This window comes from Luminiphilus sp. nBUS_07 (assembly GCF_051201685.1).
Classification (GTDB): Bacteria; Pseudomonadota; Gammaproteobacteria; order Pseudomonadales; family Halieaceae; genus Luminiphilus.
Genome location: NZ_CP179213.1, coordinates 1,709,096 through 1,725,935, shown reverse-complemented (window position 1 = coordinate 1,725,935; position 16,840 = coordinate 1,709,096). Strand labels below are relative to the sequence as shown.

Sequence of the window (16,840 nt, the reverse complement as noted above, 5' to 3'; positions counted from 1 at the left end):
GCGAGGTTGTTACGCACAGTGCCGCTGTCTAGATCTTGTAGCTATTAATTGCCTTGTCGGTTAACCATGAGCGACTTACTTCAACCGAAGATTGACCCAGAGACTGTTGTGGTCTGATTTACCAGACGCAAGAACGTGAGAATGCGTCGCTGTTAACTGTCGAACAAGTACGTGATCTAAGGGCGACCCGAAAAAAGTGGTTCGCCGATCGGGCGTAAAGGAAACACTGTTAAGCTTGTGCCGCGCTTTGACGCCCTCCAATAGCTCTAAGCGCCTTGGACTCCATGTATTGAAATCGCCAGCAACGATCAAAGGACCCTCGTGCCTTTGCAGTACCTGCTCAATCTGTGCCCATTGATCACTAAACCCCGTCACACCCCATTCAAAGTTCACCATGTGTGCGTTAACCACGAGCAAAGTTTGCTCGCTTTTAGCAAAACCGTACCGAGTCACCGAAGTCGCTTTCGGCGTCGACAACCAAGGTTCATAGGCCGTCAGGGCACAATGAAGTTGAGGTGTTGCGCTGGAAACCGACAACACTCCCGTCTGAAGATGCCCCGCTCTGTAGCCTTTTGCGAAACTCTCGTGGAGCACAGTCCCCATCAAGTGCTCAAAGGGGCTGGGGGTATATGCCTCTTGGAGCAACATGAGCTCAGGTGGCGATTGATAAACTGTTAGGTCCTCCAGCCATCGAGGGTCGTTGCCCTTTTCTATATTCCAGGTCACCAATTGAAAGGCGCTGGGCAATGATGACGGCTGGTTTACCGGGCGTGCCATGGCGATCTGACACGATGCCACACCGTAAGAGACGCTAGGAGCTTTGACTTTTACAAAATCGGACACCGCGGCGTTGGACCCAAGCGTAGCCAAAGGCAACCCCACAAGTAGCAAAAAATTAAAAAAACGACGGCCTAGAAACACGGTGATTCCAAAACAAAAAACTCCAGACTGATTATCCAATGTTCATCAAGTAAACGCACCCATACAAAATACTCAACTGTAGATTATGTCTAGAACGTGTCATCGCCCAACTGGTGACCCGCAGGCCCGATGCCGACAGCAACTGCCATACGCACCCACATTGGGGGCGATCGAAACCGCGACGCATAGTGTAATCTGTTGCCCGATCGAAAGCCCTTTGACCCAATCGCCAACAAACCTGAGGTCCCATGAGTTATGGAAACTAACCCCACAGGCGCCGGATTCTCAAAAAACAAGCTGGATCGGCTGCGAATCCACTTACAGGAACACTACATCACACCGCAAAAAATACCCGGATGCCGTTTATTGGTGGCTCGAAGAGGCTGTGTTGCGAGCTCTTTAACCCTGGGACTCATGGATCTTGAGCGCAATTTACCAATGCGCGACGACACAATCTTTCGCATTTACTCGATGACCAAACCTATCACCTCCATTGCCCTAATGATGCTTTTTGAAGAAGGCCGATTTCAGCTAAGCGACCCTGTTGCCAAATTTATACCCTCGTGGTCAGCGCAGCGCGTATGGGTAGAAGGCAGCGGTGAAGCCATGACTACACGTCCGCCGAAAACTGCAATGACCATTCAACATTTGTTATCGCACACAGCGGGGCTCACCTACGGTGGGCTGCTGCCGGGTATGGAACTACCGGTCGATGCAGCCTATCAACGGGCGGGGGTCACCAGAACAGGCTCTGACACATTAGAAAGTTTGGCAGAAAAATTGGGGTCGGTGCCCTTGCTGTATGAACCAGGCGCTCGTTGGAGTTACTCTTTAGCAACTGACATTTGTGGCTATCTGGTGGAACAAATATCAGGACAACCTTTCGATGAGTTTCTCAAAAAACGACTTTTTGAGCCCCTTGAGATGCACGACACTGATTTCTGTGTTCCTGACTCCGCGCTATCTCGATTTGCCGCGTGCTATGTACGAGGAGCAGACAAGCGTTTGCAACTTCAAGATGATCCTCTTGAAAGCCCTTACCGATATCGACCGACAGGACCCTCCGGCGCGGGCGGTCTAGTTAGCACCATGGCAGACTACGCCAAATTTTGCACCATGCTTGTAGGCAACGGAAACTATAATGGTCTGCAACTCATCGGTCGCAATACCCTAAAACTCATGACGCAAAACCATCTAGGCACTAAGAGTCTCGCTCAGATGGCAGTGGGCGGTTTCTCTGAGACTAGTAACGAGGGCGTGGGTTTCGGTTTGGGCTTTGCGTCGACAATAGACGCGGTGGCGTCTGGTACCGTTGGCGAGGGCGATTTTTATTGGGGGGGCTATGCATCGACGCACTTCTGGGTCGACCCCGCGGAAGAGCTTTTCGTCATTTTTATGACTCAGCTCATACCATCCTCAACGTTCAACTTCCGAGGTCAGATCCGAAATATTGTCTATGGCGCTATCGATGAAAGCGCATGAGCTTTGCGTGGACTGGTTGAAGCCAATTAGAGCGACTGTCAATTTGGGATAACGTCAAACACCAGCGCTCTTTTGCACCAGGGGTTACGTAGCCCCCTCTGGAAGGTAGGTAACGATTAACTCAGTCAGATGTAGACCCCAGCACAAAGGAAATGCCTCCTAGGGAACCTACGCCACTTGGCCTCGGCAACCGGACAGAAGCCAGTGCAACACTGGAGCTAACAAAAAGGGGGACGAAAGAGAGATTGATTTAAACAGCCTTAGGCCTATTTTCACCCCTGCGGGACGGTATCTCGAAAGATACCGTCTAAAACGCTCCTTCCGTCACGCTTTATCGAACCAAGGATTCTCGTCTAGCTCATTTTCATTCATCCAAAAAAATACCTCCACAAGGGAGGCATATTTTTGAATGGCGGAGAAGGAGGGATTCGAACCCTCGATACGTTGCCGTATACACACTTTCCAGGCGTGCGCCTTCGACCACTCGGCCACTTCTCCGAAGGCGCGGAGAGTATCACAGTCATCCGCCCTGCTTCAAAACTACAGTTTAAAAGACGGTGCTAACACCCAAGCTGAACTGGTACTTTTCTGCGGATTGGGGCCCGTTCAAGTCTAGCCATAGGGGCTGGCCGTACTCAACGCGCAGGTTCCAGCGGGGTGCGACCTTAACATCTACGTAGACCGCAAGATCAAGCTGCTGGCCACCAAAAGCTGTCGGGTCTACGACAGGAGCCGGGTATGGGTACGTCGGGTTTGGCACACGTAAGCTAAGATCCTCACCAGATATTTCCCCCTGCCATCGGTAACTAAAGCGTACGCCGGGCTCAAGCAGCTCTCCTCCGGTGAAGCTCACCCAGCCCCCCCATGTAAACTTGTGTCCCAAGTGGTAGTCGCGATCGTTATCTCCAGTTCGGATGACCGCTAACATGTCGGAGCCACCGCTGAAGTGCTGTCCATATTTTTTGTAGGTGATCCCAAGAGGCAAGTCCCAGGTGCCTGAACCGATCTGCATGGTGTAGGGCAGCTGCTGGTCACCCGGTGCCCTTGGGGTATCGCCCTCTTCGTCAATGGAGCCGGTCGGAATACTCAAGCCGAACACTCCATGCCAAGCGCTGTTTACTGTGCGGGACAGCTCGTAGTCAACCACCGCGAGGACATCGCCGACACCGTCAGAACTGATGTTGAACTCGTCATAGCCTGGGACAATGGACACATGGTCGGTGCTTTGTTTTATAAACGGAATTGACACCCGCGCAGATAGCGAATGGGAGTACTGATAGCCCAGCAATACGCTGTGCACTTCCTGCTGAATTTTAGTGGGCACAACAGGATAGTTACTTCCGGTACGCTGCTCTGATGGGCCTGACCACAAAACATCCTCATAGCTCAACTTACGCGTACCCAAGCGATATTCATCAAATTCTGCGCGACCATACCGATACGCCAAATACCATTTCCTCTGGTCACTGGCTCTGGCATCTTCCGTGACTACGTTAGCCGAAAACAGGTCCTCTATTGAGACATCGACTAAGTCCGAGGGCACTGTTTGGCTCCATGCACCGTAACTTGCACACGCCAGTGGCAGTATTAAAGCCCGAATAAAAGCTACCCGTAGGCAGCCTTCAAGTACTCGATGTGCCTTTTTCATAGTTAGCGCCATAAGTGTATGTCCCCCCGAAGCTCCTTCGCCAACGCACTCAGACAGCTTTCCAGAATTTTCCTATCAATAGGTTTCGTCAAATAGTCGGCCATGCCTGAGGCGAGATATTTCTCTCGATCGCCACTCATCGCATGAGCTGACACCCCAACCACAATGCAGTCCGGATTCAAGCTTTTTTCTGCCTGTAGCTGCTGAATCGCGGCTGTAGCAACCACGCCATCCATGACCGGCATTTGAATGTCCATGAGAATAACATCCAGAGGGGATCGGTTAAATGCCGCTACCGCCTCCTCACCGTTACAAGCAACTGAAGCTCTAATCCCCAAAGTTGCCAGTAGCTCGCAAAGAATAAACCGATTGACCTCCGAGTCATCAACCACCAATACTCTCAAAAAGGTCAAGGGAGACGGTGACTGATGATCAATCTTTCTCGAGATGTTGGGTGCTGATTCAGCGCCCTCCCCTGCGAGAGCCGCTCGAAATGGATTTCTGTCACTTTTTGGCTCAACGGGAGTTGGCAAGGCAAAAGGATTTACCTGATCTTCAGGTAACGGCAATTCCAGCCAAAAACATGAACCCTTGCCTTTACTGCTCTCAAAGGAGATAGCGCCTTCCATCAGCTGCGCAAGTTCTCGACATATCGCCAAACCTAGACCGGTACCGCCATAGGCGCGTGTTGATGTCAGATCAACCTGATAAAACTCGTTAAAAATCCCTGACTGCTTGTCCTCGGCAATTCCAATGCCGGTGTCGATCACCTCGAACCGCATTAGCGACGCGCCATTCTTTTCGATAGGCGTTACGACCAACTTCACTAGTCCCTCGTCGGTAAATTTGATGGCATTCCCGATCAAGTTCATCAATAGCTGCCGCAATCGAGCAGGATCGCCTATCACACGATCTGGAAGCCCATGGGCCTTAGTCAATTTAAACTCAAGCCCTTTGTTGTTCGCTTGGATTTCAAAAATAGTATTCAGCGTGCCGAGCAAATCGTCCAAAGCAAAGGGCACTCGCCTTATTTTGAGATGCCCCGACTCGAGTTTTGTGAAGTCGAGAATGTCGTCTATAACAACCAGCAAACCCGCTGCGGACTTTTCTATGGTGTCAAAATAAACGCGCTGCCGATCTGATAGTTGGGTCTCCTTAATGAGCGAAACCATTCCCACCACCCCGTTCATAGGTGTTCGTATCTCATGGGACATATTTGCAAGAAATGAAGTTTTGGTGTCAGCGTTGTGCTGCGCCTCATCTCTCGCAACCTCGAGCGCCTTAATCGCCTGCTGCAGTGAGTTCTCGCGGTCTTCAATCGCCAACAGCATGCTATTGAAGCTTTCTCCCAAAGTATTTATTTCTAGAATGCTGGAATCCTGAAACCGTCCGGTGTAATCCTCTCGGCTGGTCATATCAACCATTAAGGTGGAAAGCTCCCTCACCGGCTGGAGAACACGCCGCCCAAGCCGTCGCGCTAACAAGTAGGCCAACAGCGCAGCCAATAATATTGCCAAAGACGCTATGAGCAGCGTGTCTCTCACCAGGTCATCGGAGGGTAAGGTCTCTACCCAAATCTCAAGAATACCCAACTCAGTACCTTGCCAAATCACAGGGTGGTGAATTCTGGATACAAACCTTTCTTTGGCGAGGCTCACCAAGGGATCAGCCGCTTTTAGCATTTCCGCAAACTGGCCCTTATCATTTCTGTACTCTGCGAATACCTGATCATCACCCTTTAAAATGCGCGCTAATACAATGTCATTAGCGTTTTCGAGGGTTTCCAGCACGTCAGTTGCGGCTGCCTCGTCCTCAAAGGCAAGCGCGGCGGTTAAATTACTGCCAAGAACTCGCGTTTGAATAACTTTAAGCTCATAGGTTTCTGACATCGCCGCCCTGAAAGCCAAACCCAAGCTAATGGATATCACGAAAACAGTCACAACGGTGGTGATGGTAACCATCAACACCGAAACACGTCTATCGAGTCGCTGAGTCATGGCCGCACTACTCCGGGCGTAACTATGGTCGCTAAAGACATCAATCGGCTGCTCGCAGAAAACCCAGCGTGCTGCAATTCAGATTCATTAATAATTAACTCCACGCGACCCGCACGACGGCTCAGCTCCACCATCCCACCTGCCGCCGCAAAGCCGGTTCTCTCGCCTATTGTGAGCAAGGGCAGTGTGTGATCGAAAGCCGGGAGATCCACATCGCTGCCTAAAAACAACAAGTCACAGGGTCCCACGTCTCGGGTATCCACCAAGCTCCTGAGAGAGATGTCCTTGGCTTCACGTTTATTGAGTAGCAGCTCAAGGGCATCATGGACCCCACTTTCATCGACTACACACAAGACGTTTGGCTGCTGACTATTGGGCCAGCTAATAAAACTTATCAAGTGCAGGGTGAACGCCGCTTTAATTTCAGACTCTGTATATCCGGGGGTTGTGCTCAACCTCTGTGCACTAGCCTCCAGCGCTAAAATTAACAATAAACACCCAGTGAGAAGCTGCCCTCTCATTGACGACCCATACGCCAATATTCGGGCAAAAGCGGCCCGTTCGATCTTACTGGTGTTATGTCAATGCCACCGCGACGTTGATAAAAAGCGGACACCGTTAAGGTCTCTGCATGGGTCTGTTGCATCAAAACCTTAAAACAACGTTCTACACATTGCTCATGAAATTCTTGGTGCTCTCTAAAGGACTCCACAAAGGCGAGAAGTTGGCCAAAATTTATGGGCAGCCCAAGGTATTCAATTACCAAAGTTCCCCAATCGGGTTGAGCCGTGACTGGGCAGAGTGAGCGTAATCGATGAGACACCAGCGTTTGTTTGGCTATGTCACCATCGAGGTCGCACCATGAGCCTGCATGAAGCTCAGTACCCGCTGCTTGCACGCTAGCCTCGAGTAAACAACCTTCGGGCTCACGGGTGATAGCCGCTAATTCAGTTGGGGGAAGCATCGTCAAAGTGACTTTCGATCCCGTCACGCGACCAATATCGCGACAGATCACGTCTACGGCCTCTGCTTGCGACTCAAAACAGTGGAAATTTAGGCTGTTGAGATACAATTTTAAGGACTTTGATTCAATCGTCTTTGGTGAGGCGGCATCTACAATCAGCACACCGACGGCGTGCTGGGGTTGTTTCTGAGCATTCAACCAAGACAGCTCATAAAGGTGCCAGCAATCGTAACCAAACATATCCGTTTGGCTGATCCCTAAGGCATCACGCCCTTCTCGTCGTGAAATGGGCTCTAAAATTTCAGGCGCATAAAGCTTTGGCGCTGCAATTTTATTTCCCAAGGCACCGCCCATAGCATCAAGTCCTCAGTCGTTTGCCGGTTCGCAGCAAGTGCAACGAGTAACTGAATGCCACGAGTACGCAAAGTAAAATCATGCTGATCGCAAAGCTAATGTTGACATCGCTGACGCCAAGCATGCCATAGCGAAAAGCACTGACGACATAAACCAACGGATTGGCCTGGGAGACGGCGGCCCAAAAATCGGGCAGTAGGTCTAGCGAGTAAAAAACACCCCCTAAATAAGTCAACGGCGTCAGAACAAAAGTGGGCACAATGTTGATGTCATCAAAGGTGTTAGCAAACACCGCGTTGATAAACCCCAACAACGAAAACAGTATGGAGGTAAGCGCAACAACAACAATCACAAGCAATGGACTGTAAATTGGAAGGCGTGTGAAAAACAACGAAACGGCGGTGACAATGACCGCAACCAGTATGCCACGGCTAACACCGCCGGCGACGTAGCCACACAATATAATGTAGGGGGGAATGGGAGAAACCAGCAGCTCTTCAACGCTATTATTAAATTTTGCACCAAAGAACGAGGCAACCACATTAGCGTACGAGTTAGTCACGATTGCCATCATAATCAAACCCGGCACCACGAACTCCATATAAGAAAAGCCCCCCATGGTACCAATACGAGAGCCAATTAAATTTCCAAAAATCACGTAGTACAACGACATAGTAATAGCGCTTGGAAGCAACGTCTGAGACCAAATTCGAAGATACCGGCGGATCTCTTTTCGCATAATGGTCATGAAGGCAACATATTGCTCGTACCGATTCATGCCGTTTGCTCCAACAAATTAACGAACATCTGTTCCAGTCGATTAGCTTCGTTACGCATACTCACAACCGACACCTGCTTTTCATGCAGCGCTGCAAAAACCTCTGCTAGATTTTGTCCTTTTTCGATGGCCACCTGTACCGTATGATCGTCAAGCACCTCCAGATCAAAGCCCGGCACAGTCAATTCACTGCTTAACTGCCCTGCACAATCGAGAATAAAGACCTCTTTATGCAAATCCCTCAATAAATCTTTGATGGAGCGATTGGTCACTATTTTCCCGTGGTTAATGATCGCCATATTGCGACACAGTGCTTCAGCCTCTTCTAAGTAGTGTGTCGTTAAAATAATGGTGGTACCTGAAGCGTTGATCTCTCTTAAAAAATCATACATGGAACGCCGCATTTCGATATCTACGCCGGCAGTGGGCTCGTCAAGAATGAGCAATTTAGGATTGTGGATGAGTGCTCGGGCTATCATTAGCCGCCGCTTCATGCCGCCTGACAACATCCTAGCCCGGGTGTCTCGCTTTTCAGTCAAACCTAGTCGGTCTAAAAAATGTTCAGTGCGGCGTAACGCCTCTATGCGAGGAATGCCGTAGTAGCCCGCCTGATTAGTCAGTATGTCTTCAACTTTTTCGAAGACGTTGAAATTAAATTCCTGAGGGACAATGCCCAGGTGTGTTTTAGCGAGGGGGAAATTGCGATCTATATCAACCCCGTGAACACAAACCTTGCCAGCAGATTTCGCAACTAAAGACGAAATAATACCAATGGTGGTCGACTTCCCCGCACCATTGGGCCCTAACAATGCAAAAAAATCTCCCGGCTCTACAGTGAGGTCAATCCCCTGTAGTGCCACAAACCCATTGTCATAGGTCTTTTCTAGGCCTTCAATTTTTAGTGCCGCAGTCATGTTTTTTCCCAGGATGGTAGGGTGAAAAGGCATATCGCGGCCGCGAAAGCGCAATAATGAGTGCCAAGTGTACCCAAAGCCCAGCAGCGAGGCGACAGAACTTGAGGCATTTACTTGACGCAGCCCGTCCACGCTACTAACATTCGCGCCTCTGCTCTTGCAGAGACTGTGTCCCCTTCGTCTAGTGGCCTAGGACACTGCCCTTTCACGGCGGTAACAGGGGTTCGAACCCCCTAGGGGACGCCATTTTTAAGCGGGTGTAGCTCAGTTGGTAGAGCGCAACCTTGCCAAGGTTGAGGTCACGAGTTCGAACCTCGTTACCCGCTCCAAAAATGGCATTTTCCGTTAGACCTTTGCCCCCCTGATCCATAGGGGGCGAGCGTCTGGAAAATCTCAGGACACCGTCCTGATGATGTCTTCAAGCGTGCTGACAAAATCCAGTTCTTAGCGACGCAGCCCAGTCTCAAAAATTCACAAAACGCACCCCATCGACCGCAGGCGAAGCACCCTTCCGAGCTTCGCGCAGTCATACTGCCGCCCACATAAGATTGACACCGGTGCGCGTTGTGATCCAGTTATCGCTGCAGTTTGCGCGCTCAGATTTCATTCTGCAGGGGCCTCCAACTTCACCGACAAACTGTTCACACAGTAGCGTAGGCCGGTCTCCGTAGGGCCATCAGGAAACACATGTCCCAGATGTCCCCCACATTTCTGACACAAGATCTCAGTTCGCACCATTCCGTGGCTCATATCTTTATCTTCTTTGACGGCATCACCACTCGCCGCCCGATCGAAACTTGGCCATCCGCAACCTGCGTCAAATTTACTGGTCGATTCAAATAGCGCCTCACCGCAGCCACGGCAGTGGTAAATACCATCCTCGAAAACATTCCAATACTCGCCCGTAAAGGCTCTCTCAGTCCCCTTTTCACGCAGCACTGTGTATTCGTCAGCGGTCAGTTGGCTGCGCCACTCTTCCTCGGTCACTGCTTTTTCATCGTTTGCCATAAAAACTTCCACTCTCTTTTTTCATAGGAACTATTGCGCCCGCATAGGGAATGCACCCAAGGCAACAACCAAGCGATTCAGACGGTCAGAACAATTCGGCGGCATGAGCACGGGTCGACCACGCAACTCTTGCCGCAATTTGTAGTTGCGTCTCAATCTGTCAAAGTCACGCGGCACGACCGCCTGCACACATACTTTACTCAATTCAGCGCAATCCTTGTTTGGATCATAACTCGCCAAAAGCAACCGCGTCAGCCAAGCGGCCTCCGGCAAGTCCGGCACCTCTAAATCCGCGGACATATCGATGGGCGAAGCTGCAGAAATTTCGCCACCGAACCGCTTACCAGTGAGCGCATGGACCAACATATTGGTAGCCGCGACTTTTGCACCAAGGGTGTAGCCAGCAATGTGTGCCGTGCCCACAGATACCATCGCGAGTTGAGCCGCGGACACTGACGGCTCATCTGGCCAAACGTCCAGCACAATGTCTGCGCTGTTTTCAGCTAATGCCTGCAACGCAGCTTCTGTTACCAACTCCCCGCGGGCGGCGTTAATAAAGAGTTGTCCAGCCGGCATTTTCGAAGGAAGAGGCGCATCAATCATAGCTCGGCTAGGCCAAGGGCTTTGTCCGTGCAGTGCCGCGTGAACAGTGACGATATTTTGTTGCAGGACAAACTCTAACGAAGAGCTTTTGATGTCAGGCGGCACGGTTTCCCATGGGTCCCAGACCGTCACATTGCCTCCCAGCGCCAAAATAACGCCAGCAAGCTGCCGACCTACATGGCCGTAACCCACAATTCCGACAGTGGCACCCATCAGAATCTCTGCAATACGCCCCCGAGCCGCTAAAACTGAACATACGTACTCGGTGACTGCGTTGGAGTTTGCGCCTGGGGCCGCTGAAAATTGAATGTCCCGAGATTTAAGATACTCAGTGTCCACATGTTCGACACCCGCGGTAGCCGAGCCGACAAACACCACCGACGACTGCGCTAGAAGCGCCGGGGTTACCTGAGTTACTGATCGCACCAGAAGCACGTCAGCATCCACCAAATGACTGGGATCAATCTCTCTACCAGCGAGGGTTGTCAGGCTCGTGCTAAGCGACAGCAACTCAGGTGTGATCTGTATGTTTTCATCTGCAACAATCCGGTAAGCCATGCTTTAGCACTCTATGCTCGCGCCTTGCGCAGCGCCTGAGCGAAGCGCGCGGCCCGAAAGGGCAACCCGTGATTGTTAAACCGCGCCTGCTCCCGACGCAGCTGATTCTGAAACTGCTCCAGCATGGCTGCTGAAATTTCTAGACTTAAATTGTCGAGACTTGGTGCAAATGCTATGCCCGCTGCAGCGCAAAAAAAACTCTCAAGAGCTTGAGGCTTGGCTTCTACACAAAAGAAAGCCGCTTGCTGCTGAGTATCGCGGCCATCGGCGGTATACCAATAACCATAGTCGCTAAAGCGCCGGCGGCGTGAACCAGCCACACACCAGTGAGCCACCTCATGGAGCGCGCTGCGTGCATAATCCCTGCAATAGTAAATTTCAGCCGGTGCGCCCGACGTGGGGGGCTGATAAAGCGGTTCGTCGGCCCCACCCACCAGCCGAGTATTAAATTCTGCAGCAAAGGCCCTTGAAAACACGCCCTCAATACATCGCGCATCGAGCCCCATTGCCATGAACGCATTCACCTAAAGCCTAGGACATCTGCTTCTTGATAAGAAAGGTGTAAACACCACTGGCGTCATCGACGCTACTGTCCACAAGTTCGTGCTCTAAAAATTTGCAGAACTGGGGGACATCCCGTTGAGTGGAAGGATCCGTCGCATTTAACCGCACATACCCAGCAGGTGCGGCCTTGCGAATCGCGTTGTGCAGAAGCATAACAGGCTCTGGACACTTCAACCCAACGGCATCTATCACTGCTGGCTCGGGTTTCAGCGGCGATTTTTGATCGCCCTCAATCAGCCGAGAGCGGTGCGCGTTATCACGATACGCGCTCAAGAGTTCGGTTTTCGAAACCGCAGTGTCATGCGGTCGCTCTCGCCAATGGCCAAATATTTTTCACGATCGGCCTCATCGCCACTCAAACTCGGCGGTAACGTCCAAACACCACCGGGATAATCCTTGGTATCTCGAGAATTGGCGTTTATCTCACTGCGCGCATCTAACTCAAAGCCCGCAAGCTCAGCGTATTCAATCACCTGTTCCTCGGTGACGTAGGCAGTTTTACGCATGACATCCAAAGGAGTGCCTGGCTTAGCTCTGTGCTGGACCAAACCGAAAACCCCACCGGGCTTCACCGCGTCAAAAATTGCTGAAAAGTAGGTTTCCACCTGATCAGCGCGCATCCACGAATGGACGTTTCGGAACGCCACAGCAAGGTCTACGGTACCTGGCTCGGCAGGCACTAACGCCGCAGGCGGCTGCAGTTCAGTGACCACAACATCGCCGTAAACATCATTATTTTCGCCTAACTTGCGAAGAAAGCCCCCCAGAGAACGTCGCGTATAAGCACCGCCGTTAGGCGTACCATGCGCCGCCAGATAAGTGCCCTGATCACGCAGCAAAACCGCTAGCACCTCGGTATACCACCCGCCACCCGGGGCAACTTCCATCACGGTCATGCCGGGGGTCAGTCCGAAAAACTGCAGAGTTTCTTTGGGATGCCTCGCTGCATTTCGCGCAGCGTTACCCTCGCTGCGATGGGCACCTGTTAATGCGGTATCCCAGTTAAGCTCGGCGTTTGCCAAAGAGGTAAGCGCCAGCGCGCTTATGAGAAAAGTGAACTTGATCAATTTCATCGATTATTCCTTTGGGTTCGAGGCAACAGAAATATCCCTGTTTCTGTTGATGAGTCTATCTGCTTTTAAGGTCGTTCTGTAATCGTAGATAGAGCAATATTTTTGCACTTGTCACGGGGTTACGGTACTCCCATTAAGGAAACATTTCGCTCCGGCCTATCAGGAGCTCTTGCGCACCGGGCCGTCATGAACTCTGTTCTGAGAGAAGTGTAATCGCTTTGCCAAGCGACATCAGCTAGTCGGGGGATTGGTTTCGCCACCGGTGCAACAACCAACCCGCGAGCGCTGCAAGTGCAATAACGATGCCAATCACCAAGATACTCTCGAGCACCAGCCGGAACATATTGCTGGCCGGAACACCAACAATGTCGATTGCGCCCCAAAATAAAGCGCCCGTGGCTACGACTGCTAACAGTGAAGTTCTTACACGTCGTCTAAGGCGTTTATCCCAAAAATACGGCTTCACAGTTACTCAGAGATCCCAGAGGTAGCCGCCCCGGGGATTACTGGCGTCAACGATTCAACATCCGCATTTTGCCCTCGATGACGTAGCCAATGATCCATTAAAACCAGCGCGACCATAGCCTCAGCAATGGGAACAGCACGAATTCCCACGCAAGGATCATGCCGCCCTGTGGTGATGACCTCGGTAGCGTTTCCGGCAAGATCAATACTGTCGCCAGGAATTCTAATACTCGAGGTAGGCTTCAGAGCGATGCTGGCGATCAGAGGCTGACCCGATGAGATGCCACCAAGCACACCTCCGGCATTGTTGCTGGTGAACCCCTCTGGTGTAAGCGCATCTCGATGTTCAGATCCGCGTTGTTCAACTACGTTGAAACCAGCGCCAATCTCCACGCCTTTGACGGCGTTTATACCCATAAGTGCACTGGCAATTTCGGCATCGAGGCGATCAAAAATAGGTTCTCCCAAGCCCGGCGGCAAACCATCGGCAACAACCGTAACGCGCGCACCGATCGAATCTCCCGATTTATTGAGGGTCTGCATAAACTGCTCAAGCTCTGGGATAATCGCAGCATCGCCGCAAAAGAAGGGGTTGGTTTCGACAACGTTCCAGTCTAATGCCTCAGGGATAATAGGGCCCAGCTGCGCCAGGTGACCCCGAACAGACACACCCTGAAGCGCCAGCCACTTTTTTGCAATTGCTCCGGCTGCGACACGCATTGCAGTTTCACGAGCTGACGAACGCCCTCCTCCTCGATAATCGCGCACGCCGTACTTTTGTTGGTACGTGTAATCAGCGTGGGCAGGTCTAAAGGTTTCTTTGATCTTGCTGTAGTCTTTAGAGCGCTGATCCGTGTTACGAATTACAAGGCCTATCGAGGTCCCTGTTGTTCTACCTTCGAACACCCCTGACAAAATCTCGACCTCATCAGCTTCGCGACGCTGCGTGGTGAAGCGTGATTGGCCAGGCTTACGACGATCTAAATCTACCTGCAAGTCAGCCGTGGTTAACGACAATCCGGGCGGGCAGCCATCGATAACGGCCCCCAGAGCGGCACCATGGCTCTCTCCAAAAGTCGTTACCGTAAATAATTTTCCAAGTGTATTACCTGACATAGCTCAGCCTCCTTGGCGCATTATACCTGTGAAGACCCACTATCCGTGAGATCAATCGAAGCCTTTAGTTCGCTCGCTGAAACCACACATACACCATGCCCACCACTGGCTAATTCGAGCCATGTAAAGGCAATATCTGGATAACTGGCTGTGAGTGCTGGGGCGCTGTTTCCCACTTCTAAAAATAGCACGCCCTCGGGCGATAAAACGTATACAGCTTGTCGTAGGAGTTCGTGTACTAAATCAAGACCATCGCCCCCTGCCGCCAGCGCGATTCGGGGCTCATGATGAAACTCCCGTGGCAGATTAGCCATGTCCTCAGCATCGACATAGGGGGGGTTAGCTAAAATGATGTCCACCGACTCAGGGGCCAGTGTCGCCAGTAGATTTGCCTGCACGCACAGAGTATTTGGCAATGCCTGAGTGCGCCGATTGGCTTCAGCCAACGCTAAGGCTCGATTATCGATATCTAACAATAAAACAGACGTTTCGGGAGAGTGGTAGGCTGCTAACAACCCTAAACTACCCCCACCACAACAAACATCCACAATTCGCTTGGGTACAGGGTGGTAAAACCAGGGGCTATAGCCCTCGTGAATCACTGACATGAGCGGGGACCTGGGCACTAACGCGCGGTCATCGCACCAGAACGTGAGCGCACCCAAAGCCGCGTAACCAATAATGTAGGCAGTGGGAAGTCGATCCTCCAAGCGCTGCCGCAAATATCCTTGCAGTTTTTCTAGCCCTTCTGAAGACACATCCAAGTCAAGAATCTCAGAACCCGTTAGCGGATTCAGGCCCTCTGCCGCGAGCACCAGCGCAACAGCCTCATCATGGGCATCGAGATAGCCATGACCGAAGTGGAGGTCTCCTGCCTCAAGCCGTGACTCCGTAGTAATCAGAATTTCTCGGAAGGTCGCCAACTGACTGCCCTAGTAACATTATGAGCTGCGCATGCTAACATCGCGCCTGAAATTTTGGAGGCCCTATGGAAGCGTATTGGCGAAGTATTATTGAGCACATTGGTGAGAACCCAGAGCGTCCAGGCTTGGTCGATACGCCCAAGCGCGCAGCTAAAGCCTTTGAGTTTTTAACTCAGGGTTACGACCAAGAACTGTCGAATGTCGTAAATGACGCTCTATTTCCCTCTGATTCTAGCGAGATGGTGCTCGTGCAAAACATTGAGCTCTATTCGCTATGTGAACACCACCTACTCCCCTTCATCGGGCGTTGTCATGTAGCGTACCTGCCAGAGGGAAAAGTCTTGGGCCTTTCCAAGGTGGCGCGGGTGGTCGATATGTTCGCCCGAAGGCTTCAGATACAGGAACAACTCACTGTTCAGATCGCAAACAGCATTAAGCAGGTGACAGGCGCTCAGGGAGTTGGAGTTATCATTGAAGCCGAACACATGTGCATGATGATGCGAGGCGTTCAAAAGCAAAATTCGGTGACCAAGACATCCGCGATGCTAGGAACGTTTAGATCCGATGCCCGAACTCGAGAGGAGTTTCTGTCGTTATTGCAACTGCGATCAACGCATCGCTAAAACCGCAAAAGACGGGGGCAGCCAATATACAATGAGTCAATAAGGTCAACGGCAAACGCCAAAATCTTACCTGAAGAGGCCACTACCCCACGAGATCGCGCACATTGACCACGCCAGCAGAAAACGCCGCTCTGATAATGTCACTCTGCCGCCTGAGGCCTAATTTTTGACGAATGGTATTTTTGTGAGCATGGATCGTTTTATCAGAAAGGCCTAACTCAAAACCGATTTCCTTGGGGCTGAAACCCAAGGCGAGACGTTTCAGCACATCGAGCTCACGCACACTGAGCAGGTTCACAGGAATTGCTTCGTCATCAATGTTAACGACTGACGCTCCCAGCTCCGCACCAAAAAAATGATTGCCCTGCATGATTGCGCGCAGAGCATCAACAAGCTGCTCATGGGTCGAGACCTTTGAGAGAAAACCCAGAGCACCAAACGCAATGGCATCATGCACGTAGTTCCGAGAATCCAACAGTGTAAAGACCAAAATGGCCAACTGTGGGTGCCGGTAAGTGAGCTCACGAATTTCGGACGTGACACTCTCATCCCCCAGCTGCAAATCCATTATCAGGACATCAGGCACCGCTACCTCAAACTGAGCGTTTAAGTCTGCAACTGATTGGAAGACGCCCTGAACTTCGAATTCGGGGATCGCATCCACAAGGGCACCGATACCGGCAGCGATAGTGGCATGGTCGTCCAAAATGACAACTTGATGAGTAGAAACAGAAGCGTCCATACCCGTAGTCTAGACTAGTCCGCTCATATGACCAAAGAAACTCTCTCGAGGCTGGGTAAGGCGTTCAATCCATGCCCTTTAACAACTTCTACAGCGACAATTTGGTG

18 protein-coding genes and 3 tRNA genes are annotated in these 16,840 nt (G+C 51.4%); 4 read left to right on the top strand and 17 right to left on the bottom strand.

All coding sequences use genetic code 11. The annotated features are described in order from the left end of the window. Nucleotides 1–75: 75 nt before the first annotated feature. A complete protein-coding gene (locus ACMAZB_RS07640) occupies nucleotides 76–921 on the bottom strand; it encodes an endonuclease/exonuclease/phosphatase family protein (RefSeq protein ID WP_435220030.1) in 846 nt (281 codons plus the stop codon). Between the two features lie 255 nt (nucleotides 922–1,176). Between ACMAZB_RS07640 and ACMAZB_RS07635 the strand changes: the two genes are divergently transcribed. After that, entirely contained in the window at nucleotides 1,177–2,403 is a 1,227-nt protein-coding gene (locus ACMAZB_RS07635) for a serine hydrolase domain-containing protein (protein ID WP_435220029.1), read from the top strand. Nucleotides 2,404–2,813: 410 nt separating this feature from the next. On the opposite strand, the gene ACMAZB_RS07630 is transcribed toward ACMAZB_RS07635, so the two are convergent. The 7 genes from ACMAZB_RS07630 to ACMAZB_RS07600 all read right to left on the bottom strand — a co-directional run bounded on the left by ACMAZB_RS07630 (nucleotide 2,814) and on the right by ACMAZB_RS07600 (nucleotide 9,058). Continuing rightward, nucleotides 2,814–2,901 (bottom strand) — tRNA-Ser (locus ACMAZB_RS07630). Nucleotides 2,902–2,950: 49 nt separating this feature from the next. Beyond that, complete coding sequence (locus tag ACMAZB_RS07625) at nucleotides 2,951–4,051, bottom strand: hypothetical protein (protein WP_435220028.1); 1,101 nt, start codon at nucleotides 4,049–4,051, stop codon at nucleotides 2,951–2,953. A 2-nt stretch (nucleotides 4,052–4,053) separates the two neighbouring features. After that, the gene (locus ACMAZB_RS07620) at nucleotides 4,054–6,048 is read right to left on the bottom strand and encodes an ATP-binding protein (protein ID WP_435220027.1); all 1,995 of its coding nucleotides are present in this window, start codon (nucleotides 6,046–6,048) and stop codon (nucleotides 4,054–4,056) included. Continuing rightward, a complete protein-coding gene (locus ACMAZB_RS07615; RefSeq protein WP_435220026.1) occupies nucleotides 6,045–6,569 on the bottom strand; it encodes a YfiR family protein in 525 nt (174 codons plus the stop codon). The genes ACMAZB_RS07620 and ACMAZB_RS07615 overlap by 4 nt, the downstream gene beginning before the upstream one ends. Beyond that, nucleotides 6,566–7,366 carry an NADPH-dependent 7-cyano-7-deazaguanine reductase QueF gene (locus ACMAZB_RS07610; protein ID WP_435220025.1) on the bottom strand — a complete coding sequence of 267 codons (801 nt, stop codon included), beginning with the start codon at nucleotides 7,364–7,366 and terminating at the stop codon, nucleotides 6,566–6,568. The genes ACMAZB_RS07615 and ACMAZB_RS07610 overlap by 4 nt, the downstream gene beginning before the upstream one ends. A gap of 4 nt (nucleotides 7,367–7,370) precedes the next feature. Continuing rightward, nucleotides 7,371–8,144: an ABC transporter permease gene (locus ACMAZB_RS07605; protein WP_435220024.1), complete on the bottom strand. Its 774-nt coding sequence runs from the start codon at nucleotides 8,142–8,144 to the stop codon at nucleotides 7,371–7,373. Continuing rightward, nucleotides 8,141–9,058 (bottom strand): ABC transporter ATP-binding protein, encoded by a 918-nt coding sequence (locus ACMAZB_RS07600; RefSeq protein WP_435220023.1) that lies wholly within the window; start codon nucleotides 9,056–9,058, stop codon nucleotides 8,141–8,143. Before ACMAZB_RS07600 ends, ACMAZB_RS07605 begins: the two co-directional genes overlap by 4 nt. 170 nt (nucleotides 9,059–9,228) lie before the next feature. Between ACMAZB_RS07600 and ACMAZB_RS07595 the strand changes: the two genes are divergently transcribed. Beyond that, nucleotides 9,229–9,304: transfer RNA gene (locus ACMAZB_RS07595), tRNA-Glu, on the top strand. Between the two features lie 7 nt (nucleotides 9,305–9,311). Beyond that, nucleotides 9,312–9,387, top strand: a tRNA-Gly gene (locus ACMAZB_RS07590). 274 nt (nucleotides 9,388–9,661) lie between these two features. On the opposite strand, the gene msrB is transcribed toward ACMAZB_RS07590, so the two are convergent. The 8 genes from msrB to prmB form a co-directional block, all read right to left on the bottom strand. After that, nucleotides 9,662–10,066 carry a peptide-methionine (R)-S-oxide reductase MsrB gene (msrB, locus tag ACMAZB_RS07585; protein WP_435220022.1) on the bottom strand — a complete coding sequence of 135 codons (405 nt, stop codon included), beginning with the start codon at nucleotides 10,064–10,066 and terminating at the stop codon, nucleotides 9,662–9,664. Nucleotides 10,067–10,096: 30 nt separating this feature from the next. After that, entirely contained in the window at nucleotides 10,097–11,227 is a 1,131-nt protein-coding gene (locus tag ACMAZB_RS07580) for a 4-phosphoerythronate dehydrogenase (protein WP_435220021.1), read from the bottom strand. An 11-nt stretch (nucleotides 11,228–11,238) separates the two neighbouring features. Further along, entirely contained in the window at nucleotides 11,239–11,739 is a 501-nt protein-coding gene (locus ACMAZB_RS07575) for an elongation factor P hydroxylase (protein WP_435220020.1), read from the bottom strand. Between the two features lie 19 nt (nucleotides 11,740–11,758). Further along, nucleotides 11,759–11,944 carry a sulfurtransferase TusA family protein gene (locus ACMAZB_RS07570; protein WP_435220019.1) on the bottom strand — a complete coding sequence of 62 codons (186 nt, stop codon included), beginning with the start codon at nucleotides 11,942–11,944 and terminating at the stop codon, nucleotides 11,759–11,761. Nucleotides 11,945–12,060: 116 nt separating this feature from the next. Then, nucleotides 12,061–12,864, bottom strand: a complete 804-nt coding sequence (locus ACMAZB_RS07565; RefSeq protein WP_435220018.1) for a class I SAM-dependent methyltransferase — start codon at nucleotides 12,862–12,864, stop codon at nucleotides 12,061–12,063. Between the two features lie 235 nt (nucleotides 12,865–13,099). Beyond that, nucleotides 13,100–13,330 (bottom strand): hypothetical protein, encoded by a 231-nt coding sequence (locus ACMAZB_RS07560; protein ID WP_435215811.1) that lies wholly within the window; start codon nucleotides 13,328–13,330, stop codon nucleotides 13,100–13,102. A gap of 2 nt (nucleotides 13,331–13,332) precedes the next feature. Beyond that, nucleotides 13,333–14,445: a chorismate synthase gene (gene aroC, locus ACMAZB_RS07555; RefSeq protein ID WP_435220017.1), complete on the bottom strand. Its 1,113-nt coding sequence runs from the start codon at nucleotides 14,443–14,445 to the stop codon at nucleotides 13,333–13,335. A gap of 20 nt (nucleotides 14,446–14,465) precedes the next feature. Next, complete coding sequence (prmB, locus tag ACMAZB_RS07550) at nucleotides 14,466–15,368, bottom strand: 50S ribosomal protein L3 N(5)-glutamine methyltransferase (RefSeq protein WP_435220016.1); 903 nt, start codon at nucleotides 15,366–15,368, stop codon at nucleotides 14,466–14,468. Between the two features lie 65 nt (nucleotides 15,369–15,433). Between prmB and folE the strand changes: the two genes are divergently transcribed. Beyond that, nucleotides 15,434–15,991 (top strand): GTP cyclohydrolase I FolE, encoded by a 558-nt coding sequence (folE, locus tag ACMAZB_RS07545; RefSeq protein WP_435215805.1) that lies wholly within the window; start codon nucleotides 15,434–15,436, stop codon nucleotides 15,989–15,991. 82 nt (nucleotides 15,992–16,073) lie between these two features. Here folE and ACMAZB_RS07540 read toward each other — a convergent pair whose 3' ends face one another. Further along, nucleotides 16,074–16,733, bottom strand: a complete 660-nt coding sequence (locus ACMAZB_RS07540; RefSeq protein WP_435215803.1) for a response regulator — start codon at nucleotides 16,731–16,733, stop codon at nucleotides 16,074–16,076. Nucleotides 16,734–16,840 lie beyond the last annotated feature (107 nt).

What these genes read in the sequence shown, in the direction of transcription:
- aroC (WP_435220017.1), bottom strand. Translation starts at nt 14,445, where the DNA reads ATGTCAGGTAATACACTTGGAAAATTATTTACGGTAACGACTTTTGGA.
- ACMAZB_RS07575 (WP_435220020.1), bottom strand. Translation starts at nt 11,739, where the DNA reads ATGGCAATGGGGCTCGATGCGCGATGTATTGAGGGCGTGTTTTCAAGG.
- ACMAZB_RS07610 (WP_435220025.1), bottom strand. Translation starts at nt 7,366, where the DNA reads ATGGGCGGTGCCTTGGGAAATAAAATTGCAGCGCCAAAGCTTTATGCG.
- ACMAZB_RS07570 (WP_435220019.1), bottom strand. Translation starts at nt 11,944, where the DNA reads ATGCTTCTGCACAACGCGATTCGCAAGGCCGCACCTGCTGGGTATGTG.
- ACMAZB_RS07565 (WP_435220018.1), bottom strand. Translation starts at nt 12,864, where the DNA reads ATGAAATTGATCAAGTTCACTTTTCTCATAAGCGCGCTGGCGCTTACC.
- ACMAZB_RS07625 (WP_435220028.1), bottom strand. Translation starts at nt 4,051, where the DNA reads ATGAAAAAGGCACATCGAGTACTTGAAGGCTGCCTACGGGTAGCTTTT.
- ACMAZB_RS07580 (WP_435220021.1), bottom strand. Translation starts at nt 11,227, where the DNA reads ATGGCTTACCGGATTGTTGCAGATGAAAACATACAGATCACACCTGAG.
- ACMAZB_RS07540 (WP_435215803.1), bottom strand. Translation starts at nt 16,733, where the DNA reads ATGGACGCTTCTGTTTCTACTCATCAAGTTGTCATTTTGGACGACCAT.
- ACMAZB_RS07635 (WP_435220029.1), top strand. Translation starts at nt 1,177, where the DNA reads ATGGAAACTAACCCCACAGGCGCCGGATTCTCAAAAAACAAGCTGGAT.
- ACMAZB_RS07620 (WP_435220027.1), bottom strand. Translation starts at nt 6,048, where the DNA reads ATGACTCAGCGACTCGATAGACGTGTTTCGGTGTTGATGGTTACCATC.
- ACMAZB_RS07605 (WP_435220024.1), bottom strand. Translation starts at nt 8,144, where the DNA reads ATGAATCGGTACGAGCAATATGTTGCCTTCATGACCATTATGCGAAAA.
- folE (WP_435215805.1), top strand. Translation starts at nt 15,434, where the DNA reads ATGGAAGCGTATTGGCGAAGTATTATTGAGCACATTGGTGAGAACCCA.
- ACMAZB_RS07615 (WP_435220026.1), bottom strand. Translation starts at nt 6,569, where the DNA reads ATGAGAGGGCAGCTTCTCACTGGGTGTTTATTGTTAATTTTAGCGCTG.
- msrB (WP_435220022.1), bottom strand. Translation starts at nt 10,066, where the DNA reads ATGGCAAACGATGAAAAAGCAGTGACCGAGGAAGAGTGGCGCAGCCAA.
- ACMAZB_RS07600 (WP_435220023.1), bottom strand. Translation starts at nt 9,058, where the DNA reads ATGACTGCGGCACTAAAAATTGAAGGCCTAGAAAAGACCTATGACAAT.